The following is a 12,517-nucleotide window of genomic DNA, read 5'->3' as shown; positions in this document are numbered from 1 at the left end:
CGCGCCCCTCCACCGAGGATCGGACCGGCCCCGCCGCGGGCACACCCTAAGATGCCTGGGTTCGGTAGGGCGGCACATCGGGGGAATGCGGCATGAGCGGTCACGGCAGTGGCGGGTACGGCGGCGGTGGGTACGGAGATCCGGCGGGCGGCGGCGCCGCGCATCCGCCGCCAGGGCCCCCCTACGCACCACCGGTTCCCCCGCAGGGGTACCCGTACGGCCGGTCCGGCCCGCCGCCGGGGTATCCGTACGCACAGCCCGGACCGCCGCCCGGATACCCGTACGGACCGCCCTTTCCGCCGGGCCCGCCCCCGCGCGTCGAACAGTCACGGGCCCGGAAGATCCTGCGCGGGCTCTACAACCCCGTGTACGCCGCCCGGCGGACCTTCCGTCCCTCGCGCCCCGGGATCGTCGACGACCGGGAGGTCCGCAAGCTCCAGTTGTGGCGGACCGGGCTGGGACTCGTCGCCTGGGTGGGCCTGATGGTCACCTACAACGCCGTCGCGAGCGCCGCCGACATCCACGGCGTCGCGAGCGAACGCCTCGACCAGAGCTGGTCCAGCGTCCTCGTACTGGTGTGCACCTTCCCCGTGGTGGTCGGCGCCTTCGTGGCGGCCGCGCGGGACGGGCTGCGCCGGGTCTACCTGCGCCGGGCCCTGCGCCCGCTCGGCTCGGTCCTGGCCATCATGGCGTCCATGGGCACCGCCGCCCTCGCCATGGCCCCGGAACTGGCCGGTGTGCGGGACGCCGTGGGGCTGCCGGGGAAGATCGCCGTGCTGGTGCTGTGCCTGTGGTCGATCGGCTTCGCCCTCTACGGCATCGGACTGTCGCTGGTGCACGTCTTCCGCACCGCCGACATCCACGAGGTGCTGCCGCCGATCCTCGCCGGCGTCCTGGTGTGGGAGATGGCCCTCGTGGACGTGATCACCGGGTCCTACGACCAGGTTCCGGCGGGTGCCAGGGTGGCCTTCATCCTCGGCGCCCCGGTCACGGTGACCGCCCTGTCCTGGTGGGAGCTGCGCCGGCTGCGGCTCCACCACGGGCTGACGCTCCGTACGGCCCTGCGCCGCTGACGCCTCCCGCCGAGGGTCAGCGCGACGACTGCCGTTCCCCAAGGCGCGAACGGGACGGAACGACCAGGTGGCGGGCCAGGGCCAGGGCGGCGAGGAAGGCCAAGAGCACGCACACGCCTGCCCAGCCGGCCCGGTCGTGGATTCGCACCCCGAGCCACGACCCCGCGCTGCCCCCCAGGTAGGCGCAGGTCATGTAGGCGGTGTTGAGCCTGCCGCGCGCGTCGGGGCGCACCGCGAAGACCCGGGACTGGTTGGCGACCATGCCGGACTGCATCGCGACGTCGAGCAGCACCGTCCCCAGCGTCAGGGCGGCGAGCCCCGCCACCCCGCCCGCGGTACCCGCGGCGAGGATCGCGGCCGACAGGAGGACACCGATCAGGGAGACCAGGTTCACCCGATCCGGGCCCTCGCGGTCCACCAGCCGGCCGGCGAGCGGGGTACAGAGCATCGTCACCCCACCGACGAGCGCCAACATGCCCACGGCCTGGGCGCCCAGGCCGTAGCGGGGGCCGGTCAGGAGCAGCGCCACACTGGTCCAGACGGCCGAGAACCCGGCGAAGACGGTCGCCTGGTAGAAGCACGAGCGACGCAGTTCGGGCTCGGTGCGCAGCAGACGGAGCGACGCGGTGAGCAGCGCCGGGTACGAGCCGTGCGAGGAGGGGGTGGTGACGGGGAGCGTGCGGGCCAGGACCCACGCCAGCAGCAGGACGACGGCCGAGGCCACCAGATAGGGGGCCCGCCAGCCCAGCCATTCGCCCAGCGTTCCGCTGAACGTACGGGCCAGCAGCATGCCGCCGATCGATCCGCTCAAGAGGGTGCCCATCACCGCGCCGCGGCCGTCGTCGGCCACCAGCCCCGCGGCCAGGGGGGCGATGACCTGGGCGGCCACGGTCGAGACCCCGATGGCGAGGGAGGCGGCGACGAGGAACGGCAAGGTGGGCGCGCAGCCCGCGGCGAGCAGGCCCAGTCCGGTGAGGGTGAGCAGCGTGACGAGGAACCGACGGTGCGGGAGCCGGTCGCCGAGCGGAACCAGCAGGAAGAGCCCCAGGGTGTAACCGACCTGAGTGCCCGTCACCACGTACGAGGCCTCGGCGGGGGGCACGTGGAGGCCGGCGGCGATCAGCGGGCCGACGGCCTGCGGGAAATAGATGTTGCCCACGGCGACGCCGCAGGTCACGGCCAGGAGCAGGAGCAGTCGGCGGCTCACGTGAAGTCCACCGCCCCGCCCGCGGCGCGCGGGCGGCGCCCGGGGCCGTGCGTCGAGCCGGGATCCTTCTTCGTGCGCTGCGCGGCAGCGGTGGGTGTCATGCGCCGAGTTCACGGCACCTTCGGGCGGCCTCCAATGGATGTAGCGTATGGCTTGATGATCAGCTTCGTGTTGGGTGTCGAGGACCTCGCGGACACGCGCTTCGCGCTCTCGCCGCTGGGTGAGACGGTCTTCAGCCTGCGGGTGCTGCGCGATCCGGGGCTGTCCGCGCTGCACCTGCCGTGGCGCAGGTCCGTGCTCGGCCGGCTCGGGGCGCTCGACACCGGCCTGCTGATGTCGCTGGTCGCGCGCAGGCTCACCCTTCCCGACTTCCTGACGCCGCGACCGCCGGGCTTCGCCCCGAGCTTCGAGGAGGAGTTGGCCCTCGTCCGGGTGACGCCCCCCGACCGGGTGCGTCGCGATCTGTCCGCCGCCCACGCGTCGGATCCGCTCCCCGAGGCCCTGCGCGCCGCCGCGGGCGCCGACGACGCGGCGGTGGACGGGCTCCGCGACGCGATCTGCGACCTCCTGCGGCGCTACTGGGAACTCGCCGTCGAGCCGGCGTGGCCACGGATGAGGCTCCTCCTGGAGGCCGACATGACCTACCGCGCACGGCAGTTGGCCATGGGCGGCGCCCGCAGGCTGTTCGCGGGCATGCACCCGAACCTGCGGTGGGAGAACGGCGTGTTGCACATCGACCGGATGATCGACAGTCATCGTGCCGAGGCTTCCGGTCGAGGGCTCCTGCTGGTGCCGTCCGTCTTCGCCCACAAACCCGCGCCCCCGGTCGACCCCGGGGAGGCGCCGCTGTTGGTCTATCCCAGTCGTGGAGTGGCGACGCTCTGGACCGAACCGGCGACGGCCGACTCGGCGGCCCTGGTGTCGCTGCTCGGCGCGACCAGGGCCCGACTGCTCGACCTCCTGGACGAGCCACTGCCCACGATCGAGATCGCCCGTCGCTTCAGGGTCACCCCGAGCGCCGTGTCCCAACACCTGCGCGTGCTGCACGCCACGGGCCTGCTGACCCGGGCGCGCGACGGACGGCAGGTCTTGTACCGCCGCAGTCCTCTCGGTGACCGGTTGGCCGGCGGGCGCTGACCGGCGCGGCGAAGGGTGACCCGGGGTGCGCGGCCACCGGGTCACTCCCTCGCGGGGCGGCGCGCGTCACGCGTAGCCGACCGTCACTTCCTTGAATCCCAGGGAGCGCAGAAGCCCCTCCAGCATGGCACTGGTGTTCTTCTCGGTGCGCTCGACGAGTCCGCTGTCGCGCGCCGCCTCGGTGATGTGTTGGGCGGCGAGGCGCTGTACGCCCTGTGCTCCGGCCGGGTTGTCGGAGAACAGGTCCCCGAGTCGGTCCAGGAGCCCCCGTTGCTGGGACACGGCGTACGAGCGGTCCAGGTCGAGGGCTGCCGGGCCCAGGACGGCGTGGGGCAGGCGGAGCGTGGCCTTCGTGCGGTCCTCGTTCACCGTGACGCTCCGCTCGTCGAGCCGACCGAGGTCCACGTAGCCGCTGACGGTGCCCGCTCCGACGTACAGGGTGCGGGTGCCGCGGATCGAGTCGGGGAGGAACTTCGCGTCCTTCTCCAGGTCCACCACGACCTGGAAGTTGCCCGCCGCGCCCTCGTAACGATGCATGTCCCGAATCGACTTGAGGAGCACGGGACCGGTCCGGTCCCGCGTCTTCTCGCCGAAGAGATCACCGAAGCCGGGTATCAGGTCGAACCGGCTGACGAGCGCGAACAGCAGGGCGAGCGCGGCCAGTGCGCCGACGATCCGTCCCCAACGGGCCGGACGGTGCGGGCGTCTTGGGCGGTCCTGCCGCTCCGAGTCGAGCGATGAGTTGTCCATGCCCTGCGGATGCCCCGAAAACGGCCGTCTCACCGGGTGTCGTGCGGACCGCGGCCGGGCTCAACCAGAGGCCCGGACAAGGGAGTTCAGCGGTGCTTGGTCAGGGTTCGCAGGAGGACGAACAGAGCGAAGGCCATCACGAGGAGATGCAGCCAGGCGGGCCCGGGGGTGGGGGAGGGGGCGAACGCGAGCAGCTGATTCGATGTCATCTCCCGCGTCTGCCCGCCCCGGAGGGATCGACGCGCCCGGATGTGCGCCACGTTGCCCGCGGAGCGTCGTGCGAGTCGATCGGCGCGACCTCCACGCCCCGACGAATGTCACTCGCCGTGTTTGATGATCGTGCTTCAGGTAACACTAGGTAGTGGCAAGTTGTCGGCGCCCGACGAAAGGAACGAGCATGTCGATGTCCATCGTGGTGATTCTCGTCGCGGTCGGAGCCCTGATCGCTCTTCTCGTGGCAGCCCCCGCGGCTCCCGTCCGGTCGAACGCGCCCCGACGTGGCGTCCAGGCGCGCCGGCTGCGGACGATTCCCCCGCAGCGTGGCGGCCACCGCCGCAGCGCCCACTGACGCCGGGCGGAGTGCCCCTCCGGCGAGGGCACTCCGCCCGGCTCGGCCGGGTCGACGATCAGCGGGCCGCGCGTTCGCCCCGGGGGCGGTCACGGAAGCGTTCCAACGCCTCGACCACGAGCGCGTGGTCATCGAGTTGCGGCAGCCCCGACACCGTCACCGCGCCGATGACCCCCGCGCCCTCGACGGCGATCGGGAACGAACCCCCGTGCGCGGCGTACAGGTCCGGGTCCAGGCGTCCGTCCGCGTCGAAGTCCTTGCCGCGGGCCCGGAAGCGGGTCCCGGTCAACAGGGAGGAGACACCGTAGCGTTCGACGACACGACGCTTGCGTTCGATCCAGGCGTCGTTGTCCGCGCTCGACCCCGGGAGCGCGCAGTGGAAGAGCTGCTGGGCGCCGCGTCGGATGTCGATGGCGACGGGGGCCGACCGCTCGCGGGCGAGGGTGACGAGCAGCGAACCCAGTTCCCAGGCGTCCTCGTGGGTGAAGCGGGGCAGCGTGAGCCGGGCCTCCTGGGCCTCCAGCTCGGCCACGTCGGGGGCGGGGGCGCTCACGGCGTCACCTCCGTCCGTGCGGCGGCAGAGCCGACGGCCTTGCCGAGGGGGGTGGGGTCAGCGGTCGAGGCAATCATGCCGCCACTTTGGCAACACTGTTGCCGAAGTGCAAACGGGCAGGTCGGTGCGGGGCGTGTCGCGGCCCGGCTCACACACTCCGATGCGTCGCCAGCCACTCCAGGGCGCTCTCGCCCGCACCCAACACCGAGATGTGACCGTCGTCCGGGCTCATCCGCAGTTCCGCCCCGGGGATGTGGTCGGCGAGCCATCGACCGTGCGCGCTCGGTACGACCCGGTCCCGGGCGCCGTGCAGGAGGAGCGTGGGCGCCGTGATCAGGGTGGGACGAAAGCCCCAGGGTGTGACGTAGGCGAGATCGTCGTCGATCAGACCACCGGGACCGGATTCCACGGCCGGGCCGACGACATCGGCGAACCAGGACCAGGGACCGGCCAGCGCCGCATGATCGGCCGGCGTGAACATCTCCGGATCGAACACGGCACCGGCCTCGTGGTGCTCCTTCGCCCCGCGCCCACGCGCGGCGGCACGCAGGGACGCCGCGCCGGAGGGGTTCATGCCGGCGAACCAGTCGAGGTCCTCGGCGTCGAAGGGCGCCAACCCCGCCACGCTCACCACGGCGAGGACCCGGTCCGGGAGCAGCGCACCGCAGGCCAGCGCGTGCGGCCCGCCCCCCGAATGGCCCATGACCGCGAACCGGTCGATGCCCAACGCGTCCGCGACGGCCCGCACGTCCGCCGCCGCGGACGCCACGGTCCGCCCCGGGCAGGGGGACGAGCCGCCGTAGCCGGGGCGGTCGTGGGACACCCACCGGATGCCCAGTCTGGCGGCGGCGGGGAAGAGCGGCGCGGGCGGCGCCCCGATGTTCGGCGTGCCGTGGTGCCAGAACACGACGGGACCGTCGGCGGACCGCCCGGGTCCGGTGTCGTGGACGTGCAGGACGCGCCCGTCGGCCGTCCGCAGATCGCTCTCGTTCATCAGGGGTCCCTCCGAGGTGCGGACGGGTCGGGTCGTGGCCGCCCCGGTGGCGTCAAGGTACCGGCCCCGCGACCGCCGCACGCCCCGCCGCTCGCCGCGCGGCCGTGCGGCGATCCGCCACGCGATGTGCGGACGCGGGGACCGGCGCAGCGCGGACACGCCGGCCGGGGGGACCGGCGCCTTGTAGGATCGGTGCTCATGTCGAAGCCTGACGTCTTGCTCGTCGCCATCGCCGCCGCGGTGGAATCGGAGCAGACCAACCAGATGTCACTGACCGTCCTGGTTCACGGCGCCGTGGTCACGGGCCGCCTCGCTCCCGAGAGCGTGTGGCGCCGGCGCGTGGCCGAGGTCCTGATCGATTCCGACCGGCTCAGTCCGTTCGCGCCGCTGTTCGCGGACGCCGAGACGGCCGACGACTCCCCACGCCGGGAGTCGCCCTCTTACCTGCACTTCCACGTGGCCAGGATCCTCCAGGGGACCATGGGCATCCCCGAGACCGGAGGGATGTACCGGATCGCGATCAAGGACGTCAGCGCCTGGACGATGGGGGACTTCAGCTACTCCGAGACCTGATCGCGGTCCCGGGCGCGGCCCCGGCCCGACCGGAGGGAGCGCACCCGGCGCGTCAGACGGTGCCATCGCGGATACCGTTCGAGCCTTAGACGGGAGTGCTGGTCGAGTTCCTCCATCAGGCGCTGGGAGCGCTTGTCCACGCCGAGTTCGTCGAGTACGCGGTCCGCTTCGGCCAGCAGCGCCCCGTACAACTGCCACATCCCGGGCTCGGCGCGGACCCGCTCCAGCAGCAACACGGCGAGCCGGTCGCGGCTCATCCGGGCGATCTCCAGCTCCCGGGTCAGCCGGCCCTCGGCCTCCTCGGCGTTCGCGCTGACCTGAGCGGTGATCAGCTCGGCGAAGCTCTCCATCGCGATGGCCAGATGGCCGTACAACTCCTGTAGGGCCTGGGTGACGAGCGGCGGGAAGAGGGTGTCCGCCGGCCGGGTCCTGGCGAGATCGGTCAAGGTCCGGCAGGACACCCGCAGCACCACCGCGCAGATCTCCAGGGTGTCGAGCCCCGTGCGCAGCACCAGCCGGAAGAGGAGCCCCTCGCGCACCCTCGGATTCAGTCGCAGGCTGTCCTCGGCCTGTCGGAGCGCGGCGTCGACCAGCGCGATGTCGTTGTCGAGACGTCGTGCCTCGTGCAGCCGGGCGGCGGCCTTCTCCACCGTGGTGGGACCGCCGAGTTCCGCGCAGATGTGCGTCAGCAGGGTGCTCATGCCCGCCGCGAGACCGGTGATCGCATCGGAGGCGGGACGGATCCACACGGGCGGCACGAACAGCACGTTGAAGAGGAGGCCGACCGCCGCGCCGATCAGCGTCTCCAGGACACGGTCCCAGGCGGTGTCGGCGACCCTCGTGACGCCGAGCACCAGCATCGCGCTGATCGCGACCTCCGGGACGAACTCGCCGGCCCGCACCACGCGGCCGATGACGAGCGAGGCCAGGATGATCAGACCGAGACTCCACCAGGTCAGTCCGACCAGGGCGCTGAAGCCGATCGCGATCAGCACGCCGGCGACGACGGAGTTCACCCTCCGGATTCCGGTGGTGAGCGTGGTGTAGAGCGTGACCTGGACGACGAGCAGGGCGGTGAGCGGCGCGGTCAGGGGCGCCGGTTCGTCGCTCACCGCCAGGGCGACGACGTACGAGACGACGGCAGCCGCTGTCGAACGGATCGCCTGGACGACCGCGGGTTCCCGGTACCGGTGGGCGAGCCGACGGAGAGGTGTGATTGCCAGTGTCATAAGCCCGCCCCTGCCCAGTCCTCGGCGTGATCAACAAGCGCACCGATCACTCGGCCCACGCGGGGCACACGCGAACGGGGCGGAACGGCGCGCGTCGAGGTCCGGCGCGCTTCCGGCCCACCGCCCACGCGCGATTGCATCATCGGAGACCGGTGCACCAAGGAAGAGGAGAGCCCCTCGTGGCCATTGCGACGATCAACCCCGTGAACGGCGAGACGCTCCGCACGTTCGACGAACTGACGGAAGACGAGATCGAACAACGGCTGACGCTCGCCGCCGAGACGTTCCGGACGTTTCGGATCACGGAGTTCGCCGAGCGCGCCCGGCTCCTCGACCGCGCGGCGGACCTCCTGGACGAGGACCAGGACGACATCGCCCGCACGATGACGACAGAGATGGGCAAACCGATCGCGGCGGCCCGCGCCGAAGCGGCGAAGTGCGCCAAGGCCATGCGGTGGTACGCGCGCAACGCCGAGGGCCTGTTGGCCGACGAGTTCCCGGCCGAGGAGGAGGTGGCGGACTCCGGGGCCGCCCGCGCCCGGGTCCACTACCGGCCGCTGGGAGTCGTCCTGGCCGTGATGCCGTGGAACTTCCCCCTCTGGCAGGTCGTCCGCTTCGCGGCACCCGCGCTCATGGCCGGCAACGTGGGTCTGCTCAAGCACGCGTCGAACGTGCCCCAGACCGCGCTGTACCTGGGCGACCTCTTCCGGCGCGCCGGATTCCCCGCCGGAGCCTTCCAGACGCTGCTCGTCTCCTCCGGCGCGGTCGAGAGGATCCTGCGCGACCCCAGGGTGGCCGCGGCGACCCTGACGGGGAGCGAGCCGGCGGGCCGCGCGGTCGCCGCCATCGCCGGCGACGAGGTCAAGAAGACCGTCCTGGAGCTCGGCGGCAGCGACCCCTTCGTGGTGATGCCGTCGGCCGACGTCGAACGCGCCGCGCGTGTCGCGGTGACGGCCCGGGTGCAGAACAACGGCCAGTCCTGCATCGCGGCCAAGCGCTTCATCGTGCACACCGACGTCCACGACGAGTTCACCCGCCTCTTCACCGCCCGCATGGCCGAACTGACCGTCGGCGACCCGATGGCGGAATCCACCGACGTCGGCCCGCTCGCCACCGAGCAGGGCCGCGACGACGTCGAAGGACTCGTGGACGACGCGGTGCGCCGAGGAGCCCGGGCCCTGTGCGGCGGGAGCAGGCCCGAGGCGTTCCCGAAGGGCTGGTTCTACGAGCCGACGGTCCTCACCGGGATCACCCCCGAGATGCGCATCCACCACGAGGAGGCCTTCGGCCCGGTGGCCACCGTGTACCGGGTCCGCGACCTGGACGAGGCGGTGGACGTGGCCAACGACACGCCCTTCGGCCTGAGCTCGAACGTGTGGACCCGGGACGAGGCCGAACAGCGACGCTTCGTACGTGACGTCGAGGCCGGCGGTGTCTTCTTCAACGGCATGACCGCTTCCCACCCCGCACTGCCGTTCGGCGGAGTGAAGCGCTCCGGCTACGGCCGGGAACTCTCGGGCCACGGGATCCGCGAGTTCTGCAACACCACGACGGTGTGGCACGCGGCCGAACCGGGCGCCAAGCCCGCGTAGCCGCTCAACCGGACGCGCCCAGCGGCGTGACGATCGTGAACAGGGCGCCGTCCGGGTCCCCGAGCGCGACCCGGCGGCTGTCGCCCGTCGTCCGGACCGGGGAGGCGGTCCGGCCGCCGAGCCGGACGGCGGTGTCCACGGCCGCCTCCAGGTCGGGCACGTCGAAGTGGATGTGCCAGCGCGGGCGGATCTGCGGATCCGGCGCCTCCTCCACGGCCCCGCCGCTGATCCGGGCGACGGTGTCGTGACCGCGCCGGATCACCACGTGATCGTGCTCGTACGAGACGTCACAGCACCCCGGGCGCTCGCACGCCCAGTCCAGGACGTCCCCGTAGAACACGGCGGCGGCGAACGCGTCGCGCGTGCGCAGTTCGAGCGACGCGGCGGCGCGGTGGCGGTGTGCCGTCCAGTCCGGGATGACCTCGCCCTGCCAGAAACCGAAGACCGCCCCATCCGGATCCGCGGCGAGCGCGGCGCGCCCGGTGCCGAAGGTCAGCGGGCCCACGGCCATGGTGGCGCCCCGTTCGCGGACCCGCGCCGAGGTGACGTCGGCGTCGTCGACGGCGAAGTACGGCGTCCAGGCGACCGGGACGCCCAGCCGGCCGGCGAGCGCCCCGATGCCCGCGATCGGTACCCCGTCACGCATCGCCACCGAGAAACCCTCGCCGAGCCGGGTCGGGCGGAAGGTCCACCCGAGCACGGCCCCGTAGAACGCCTGCGCGTTCTCCAGATCGCGGGTCATCAGGCTCACCCAACACGGAGCACCGAACACCTCATGGCTTGACGTCGACACCGGCACCGACCTCTCTGACGCTCACCCGGCGCCCACCGTAGCCCCGGCGTCGACGCCAGGCCGCGAGACACGGCCGCGCGGAACGGTGGACGACGCCCGGTCGGAACCCCGCGCCGCGGGGAGTTCCGCCGGCGGGAAGGAGGCGGCCGGACGTCCGGTGCCGCCATTGGGGTGGGATCGCGGACACCGACCCGTCCGCGCGGTCCCGGCCGTCGAAACAGACTCGACCCGCTCGACACCCGGGCGGACACCCCCTGACTCCGAACCCTGATCCTGGAGAGCGACATGCGTACTCGCAAGATCGTCATCGCCGCGTCCGTCGTCCTGGCGGCGGCCGTGTCGGCGCCCGTTCCGGCCTCCGCCGACGGCGGCGACCACGCCATGGACCGAGCGGGACACCGGGCACTGACCGCGATCGGTCTGACCTCCGATCAGCGGCTGGTGGAGTTCACCGTGGACTCGCCCGCCAAGCCCACCGGCATCGGCAGGGTGTCCGGGCTCCGCGGCGACACCAGGCTCGTGGGCATCGACTTCCGGGTCCAGAACGAGAAGCTCTACGGAGTCGGCGACAAGGGCGGCATCTACACCCTGAACACCGGCAACGCCAGGGCGACGAAGGTCTCCCAGCTCACCGTGGGCCTGTCGGGGACGCGGTTCGGGGTGGACTTCAACCCCGCCGCGAACCGTCTGCGGGTGATCGGCAACACCGGTCAGAACCTGCGCCACAACCTCGACGACGCCGCCGCCCCGCTGGGCACCACGGTCGACGGGACCCTCACCAACCCCACCACCCCGCCGTCCACCGCCATGGGCGTCACCGGCGCCGCCTACACCAACAACGACCTGAACGCCGCCACGGCGACCACCCTCTTCGACCTCGACACCACGGCCGACCGGGTCTCCCTCCAGTCACCCGCCAACGCCGGCACCCTCGCACCCACCGGGAACCTCGGTGTGAACGCCGGACCCGACGCCGGATTCGACATCCACTTCTCGCCCGAGCACGGCACCAACCAGGGATTCGCGACCCTCGACACCGGCCGCGGCTCCCGCCTCCACCAGATCGACGTACTGACCGGAGCGGCCCGCGACCTCGGCGCCTTCCCCGCCAAGCAGCAGGTCACCGACCTGGCCCTGCCGCTGGGCCAGAACTGATCCACCGCGCGGTGGGCCGTTGGGGCGGGGACCGGCCCACCGAACGGCCGCCGCGCGGGCGGCGGCCCGGCGAGGGGGAAGGCCCCGACACGTGCGCGTCCTACTCCTCGATGGCACCGCCGATGCGCCGCAGGTGCCGCCGGAAGCTGTACGAGGGATCCGCGTCCCGCAGGACCAGGTAGTCCTCGAAGGCCGTCTGCCGGCGCAACGTCTCGCCCGATCGGATCCGGTGCGCCTGCTCCCGCTCCGTCCCGGCGATCCGCCCGGCCGCCGTCAGCACCCTCTCGACGTGCTCCGCGGCGACGAACAGCACGCCGTCGACGTCACCGAAGACGAAGTCCCGGCCGTCCACGAGGTGCGCCCCGAACCGTGCGGTGACCAGGGCGTCGGCCTCCCGTTCGTCCAGCCGTACGGGTCCGGGCGGGTAGGCGCCGTAGCTGAACACGGGCAGACCGATCTCGGCCAGCTCCGCGGTGTCGCGGTGCAGTCCCCACACCACCAGACCCGTCACCCCGGCCGCCGCGGCCTCCAGCACCGCCAGGTCACCCACGCACGCCTCGTCCGAACGTCCGCCGTTGTCGATCACCAGGACGTCGCCCTCCTCGGCCCGACCGAAGGCCTCCAGGAACACGTCCACGCTCCCGTAGTGACGCACCGGCAGCACCGGCCCCGCCACCCGGTGCCCCCGTACGACCGCGCCGATGCCGGGCGGTGCGACGCGCAGCGGCGTGTTCGTACGGACACAGGCATCGGCCAGGAGCGGGGTGGACAGGTCGGCGAAGGCTTGCAGCATGCCCTCTCTCCTTCTCGAAAAGAACGGGTTCGATCGCGTACCGCCCTCATCGTGCCCTGCCACCCCCTCCGGCCCGCCGCGCCGTGTCCGCGCGTCCCCG

General features: G+C 72.4%; 14 protein-coding genes. 6 read left to right on the top strand and 8 right to left on the bottom strand.

Going from position 1 to position 12,517, the window contains the following annotated elements; all coding sequences use genetic code 11:
* The first annotated feature begins 92 nt into the window (after nt 1-92).
* Nucleotides 93-1,073 carry a hypothetical protein gene (locus OHA84_RS04485; protein ID WP_053682369.1) on the top strand — a complete coding sequence of 327 codons (981 nt, stop codon included), beginning with the start codon at nt 93-95 and terminating at the stop codon, nt 1,071-1,073.
* Nucleotides 1,074-1,089: 16 nt separating this feature from the next.
* Here OHA84_RS04485 and OHA84_RS04480 read toward each other — a convergent pair whose 3' ends face one another.
* Nucleotides 1,090-2,280 carry an MFS transporter gene (locus tag OHA84_RS04480; RefSeq protein WP_266973234.1) on the bottom strand — a complete coding sequence of 397 codons (1,191 nt, stop codon included), beginning with the start codon at nt 2,278-2,280 and terminating at the stop codon, nt 1,090-1,092.
* A gap of 156 nt (nt 2,281-2,436) precedes the next feature.
* Here OHA84_RS04480 and OHA84_RS04475 point away from each other — a divergent pair, with 156 nt between their 5' ends.
* The gene (locus OHA84_RS04475) at nt 2,437-3,417 is read left to right on the top strand and encodes a helix-turn-helix domain-containing protein (protein ID WP_053682371.1); all 981 of its coding nucleotides are present in this window, start codon (nt 2,437-2,439) and stop codon (nt 3,415-3,417) included.
* A gap of 66 nt (nt 3,418-3,483) precedes the next feature.
* Here OHA84_RS04475 and OHA84_RS04470 read toward each other — a convergent pair whose 3' ends face one another.
* The gene (locus OHA84_RS04470; RefSeq protein ID WP_266973235.1) at nt 3,484-4,167 is read right to left on the bottom strand and encodes a DUF4230 domain-containing protein; all 684 of its coding nucleotides are present in this window, start codon (nt 4,165-4,167) and stop codon (nt 3,484-3,486) included.
* 86 nt (nt 4,168-4,253) lie between these two features.
* The gene (locus OHA84_RS04465) at nt 4,254-4,376 is read right to left on the bottom strand and encodes a hypothetical protein (protein ID WP_266973236.1); all 123 of its coding nucleotides are present in this window, start codon (nt 4,374-4,376) and stop codon (nt 4,254-4,256) included.
* A 188-nt stretch (nt 4,377-4,564) separates the two neighbouring features.
* Between OHA84_RS04465 and OHA84_RS04460 the strand changes: the two genes are divergently transcribed.
* Complete coding sequence (locus OHA84_RS04460; RefSeq protein WP_266973237.1) at nt 4,565-4,735, top strand: hypothetical protein; 171 nt, start codon at nt 4,565-4,567, stop codon at nt 4,733-4,735.
* Between the two features lie 58 nt (nt 4,736-4,793).
* On the opposite strand, the gene OHA84_RS04455 is transcribed toward OHA84_RS04460, so the two are convergent.
* Together OHA84_RS04455 and OHA84_RS04450 are read right to left on the bottom strand one after the other, a co-directional pair.
* Nucleotides 4,794-5,288, bottom strand: coding sequence for a heme-degrading domain-containing protein (locus tag OHA84_RS04455; RefSeq protein ID WP_053682373.1), 495 nt, complete (start codon nt 5,286-5,288; stop codon nt 4,794-4,796).
* Between the two features lie 148 nt (nt 5,289-5,436).
* Nucleotides 5,437-6,282 (bottom strand): alpha/beta fold hydrolase, encoded by an 846-nt coding sequence (locus OHA84_RS04450; protein WP_266973238.1) that lies wholly within the window; start codon nt 6,280-6,282, stop codon nt 5,437-5,439.
* A gap of 198 nt (nt 6,283-6,480) precedes the next feature.
* On the opposite strand from OHA84_RS04450, the gene OHA84_RS04445 reads away from it, so the two are divergent.
* On the top strand, nt 6,481-6,855 hold the full coding sequence (locus tag OHA84_RS04445; RefSeq protein ID WP_266973239.1) for a hypothetical protein: 375 nt from the start codon (nt 6,481-6,483) through the stop codon (nt 6,853-6,855).
* Here the strand turns inward: OHA84_RS04445 and OHA84_RS04440 are convergent.
* On the bottom strand, nt 6,840-8,084 hold the full coding sequence (locus tag OHA84_RS04440) for an aromatic acid exporter family protein (RefSeq protein WP_053682375.1): 1,245 nt from the start codon (nt 8,082-8,084) through the stop codon (nt 6,840-6,842). The genes OHA84_RS04445 and OHA84_RS04440 overlap by 16 nt on opposite strands.
* A 179-nt stretch (nt 8,085-8,263) precedes the next feature.
* On the opposite strand from OHA84_RS04440, the gene OHA84_RS04435 reads away from it, so the two are divergent.
* A complete protein-coding gene (locus OHA84_RS04435; protein WP_053682376.1) occupies nt 8,264-9,676 on the top strand; it encodes an NADP-dependent succinic semialdehyde dehydrogenase in 1,413 nt (470 codons plus the stop codon).
* Nucleotides 9,677-9,680: 4 nt separating this feature from the next.
* Here OHA84_RS04435 and OHA84_RS04430 read toward each other — a convergent pair whose 3' ends face one another.
* Nucleotides 9,681-10,418, bottom strand: a complete 738-nt coding sequence (locus OHA84_RS04430) for a VOC family protein (RefSeq protein WP_053682377.1) — start codon at nt 10,416-10,418, stop codon at nt 9,681-9,683.
* A 336-nt stretch (nt 10,419-10,754) separates the two neighbouring features.
* Between OHA84_RS04430 and OHA84_RS04425 the strand changes: the two genes are divergently transcribed.
* Nucleotides 10,755-11,624 (top strand): DUF4394 domain-containing protein, encoded by an 870-nt coding sequence (locus OHA84_RS04425; protein WP_266973241.1) that lies wholly within the window; start codon nt 10,755-10,757, stop codon nt 11,622-11,624.
* 100 nt (nt 11,625-11,724) lie between these two features.
* Here OHA84_RS04425 and OHA84_RS04420 read toward each other — a convergent pair whose 3' ends face one another.
* Nucleotides 11,725-12,417 carry an RraA family protein gene (locus OHA84_RS04420; RefSeq protein WP_053682379.1) on the bottom strand — a complete coding sequence of 231 codons (693 nt, stop codon included), beginning with the start codon at nt 12,415-12,417 and terminating at the stop codon, nt 11,725-11,727.
* Nucleotides 12,418-12,517 lie beyond the last annotated feature (100 nt).

Origin of the sequence: Streptomyces sp. NBC_00513 (genome assembly GCF_041431415.1) — a bacterium.
Taxonomy (GTDB): Bacteria; Actinomycetota; Actinomycetes; order Streptomycetales; family Streptomycetaceae; genus Streptomyces.
This window is presented reverse-complemented; position numbering and strand designations above follow the sequence as displayed.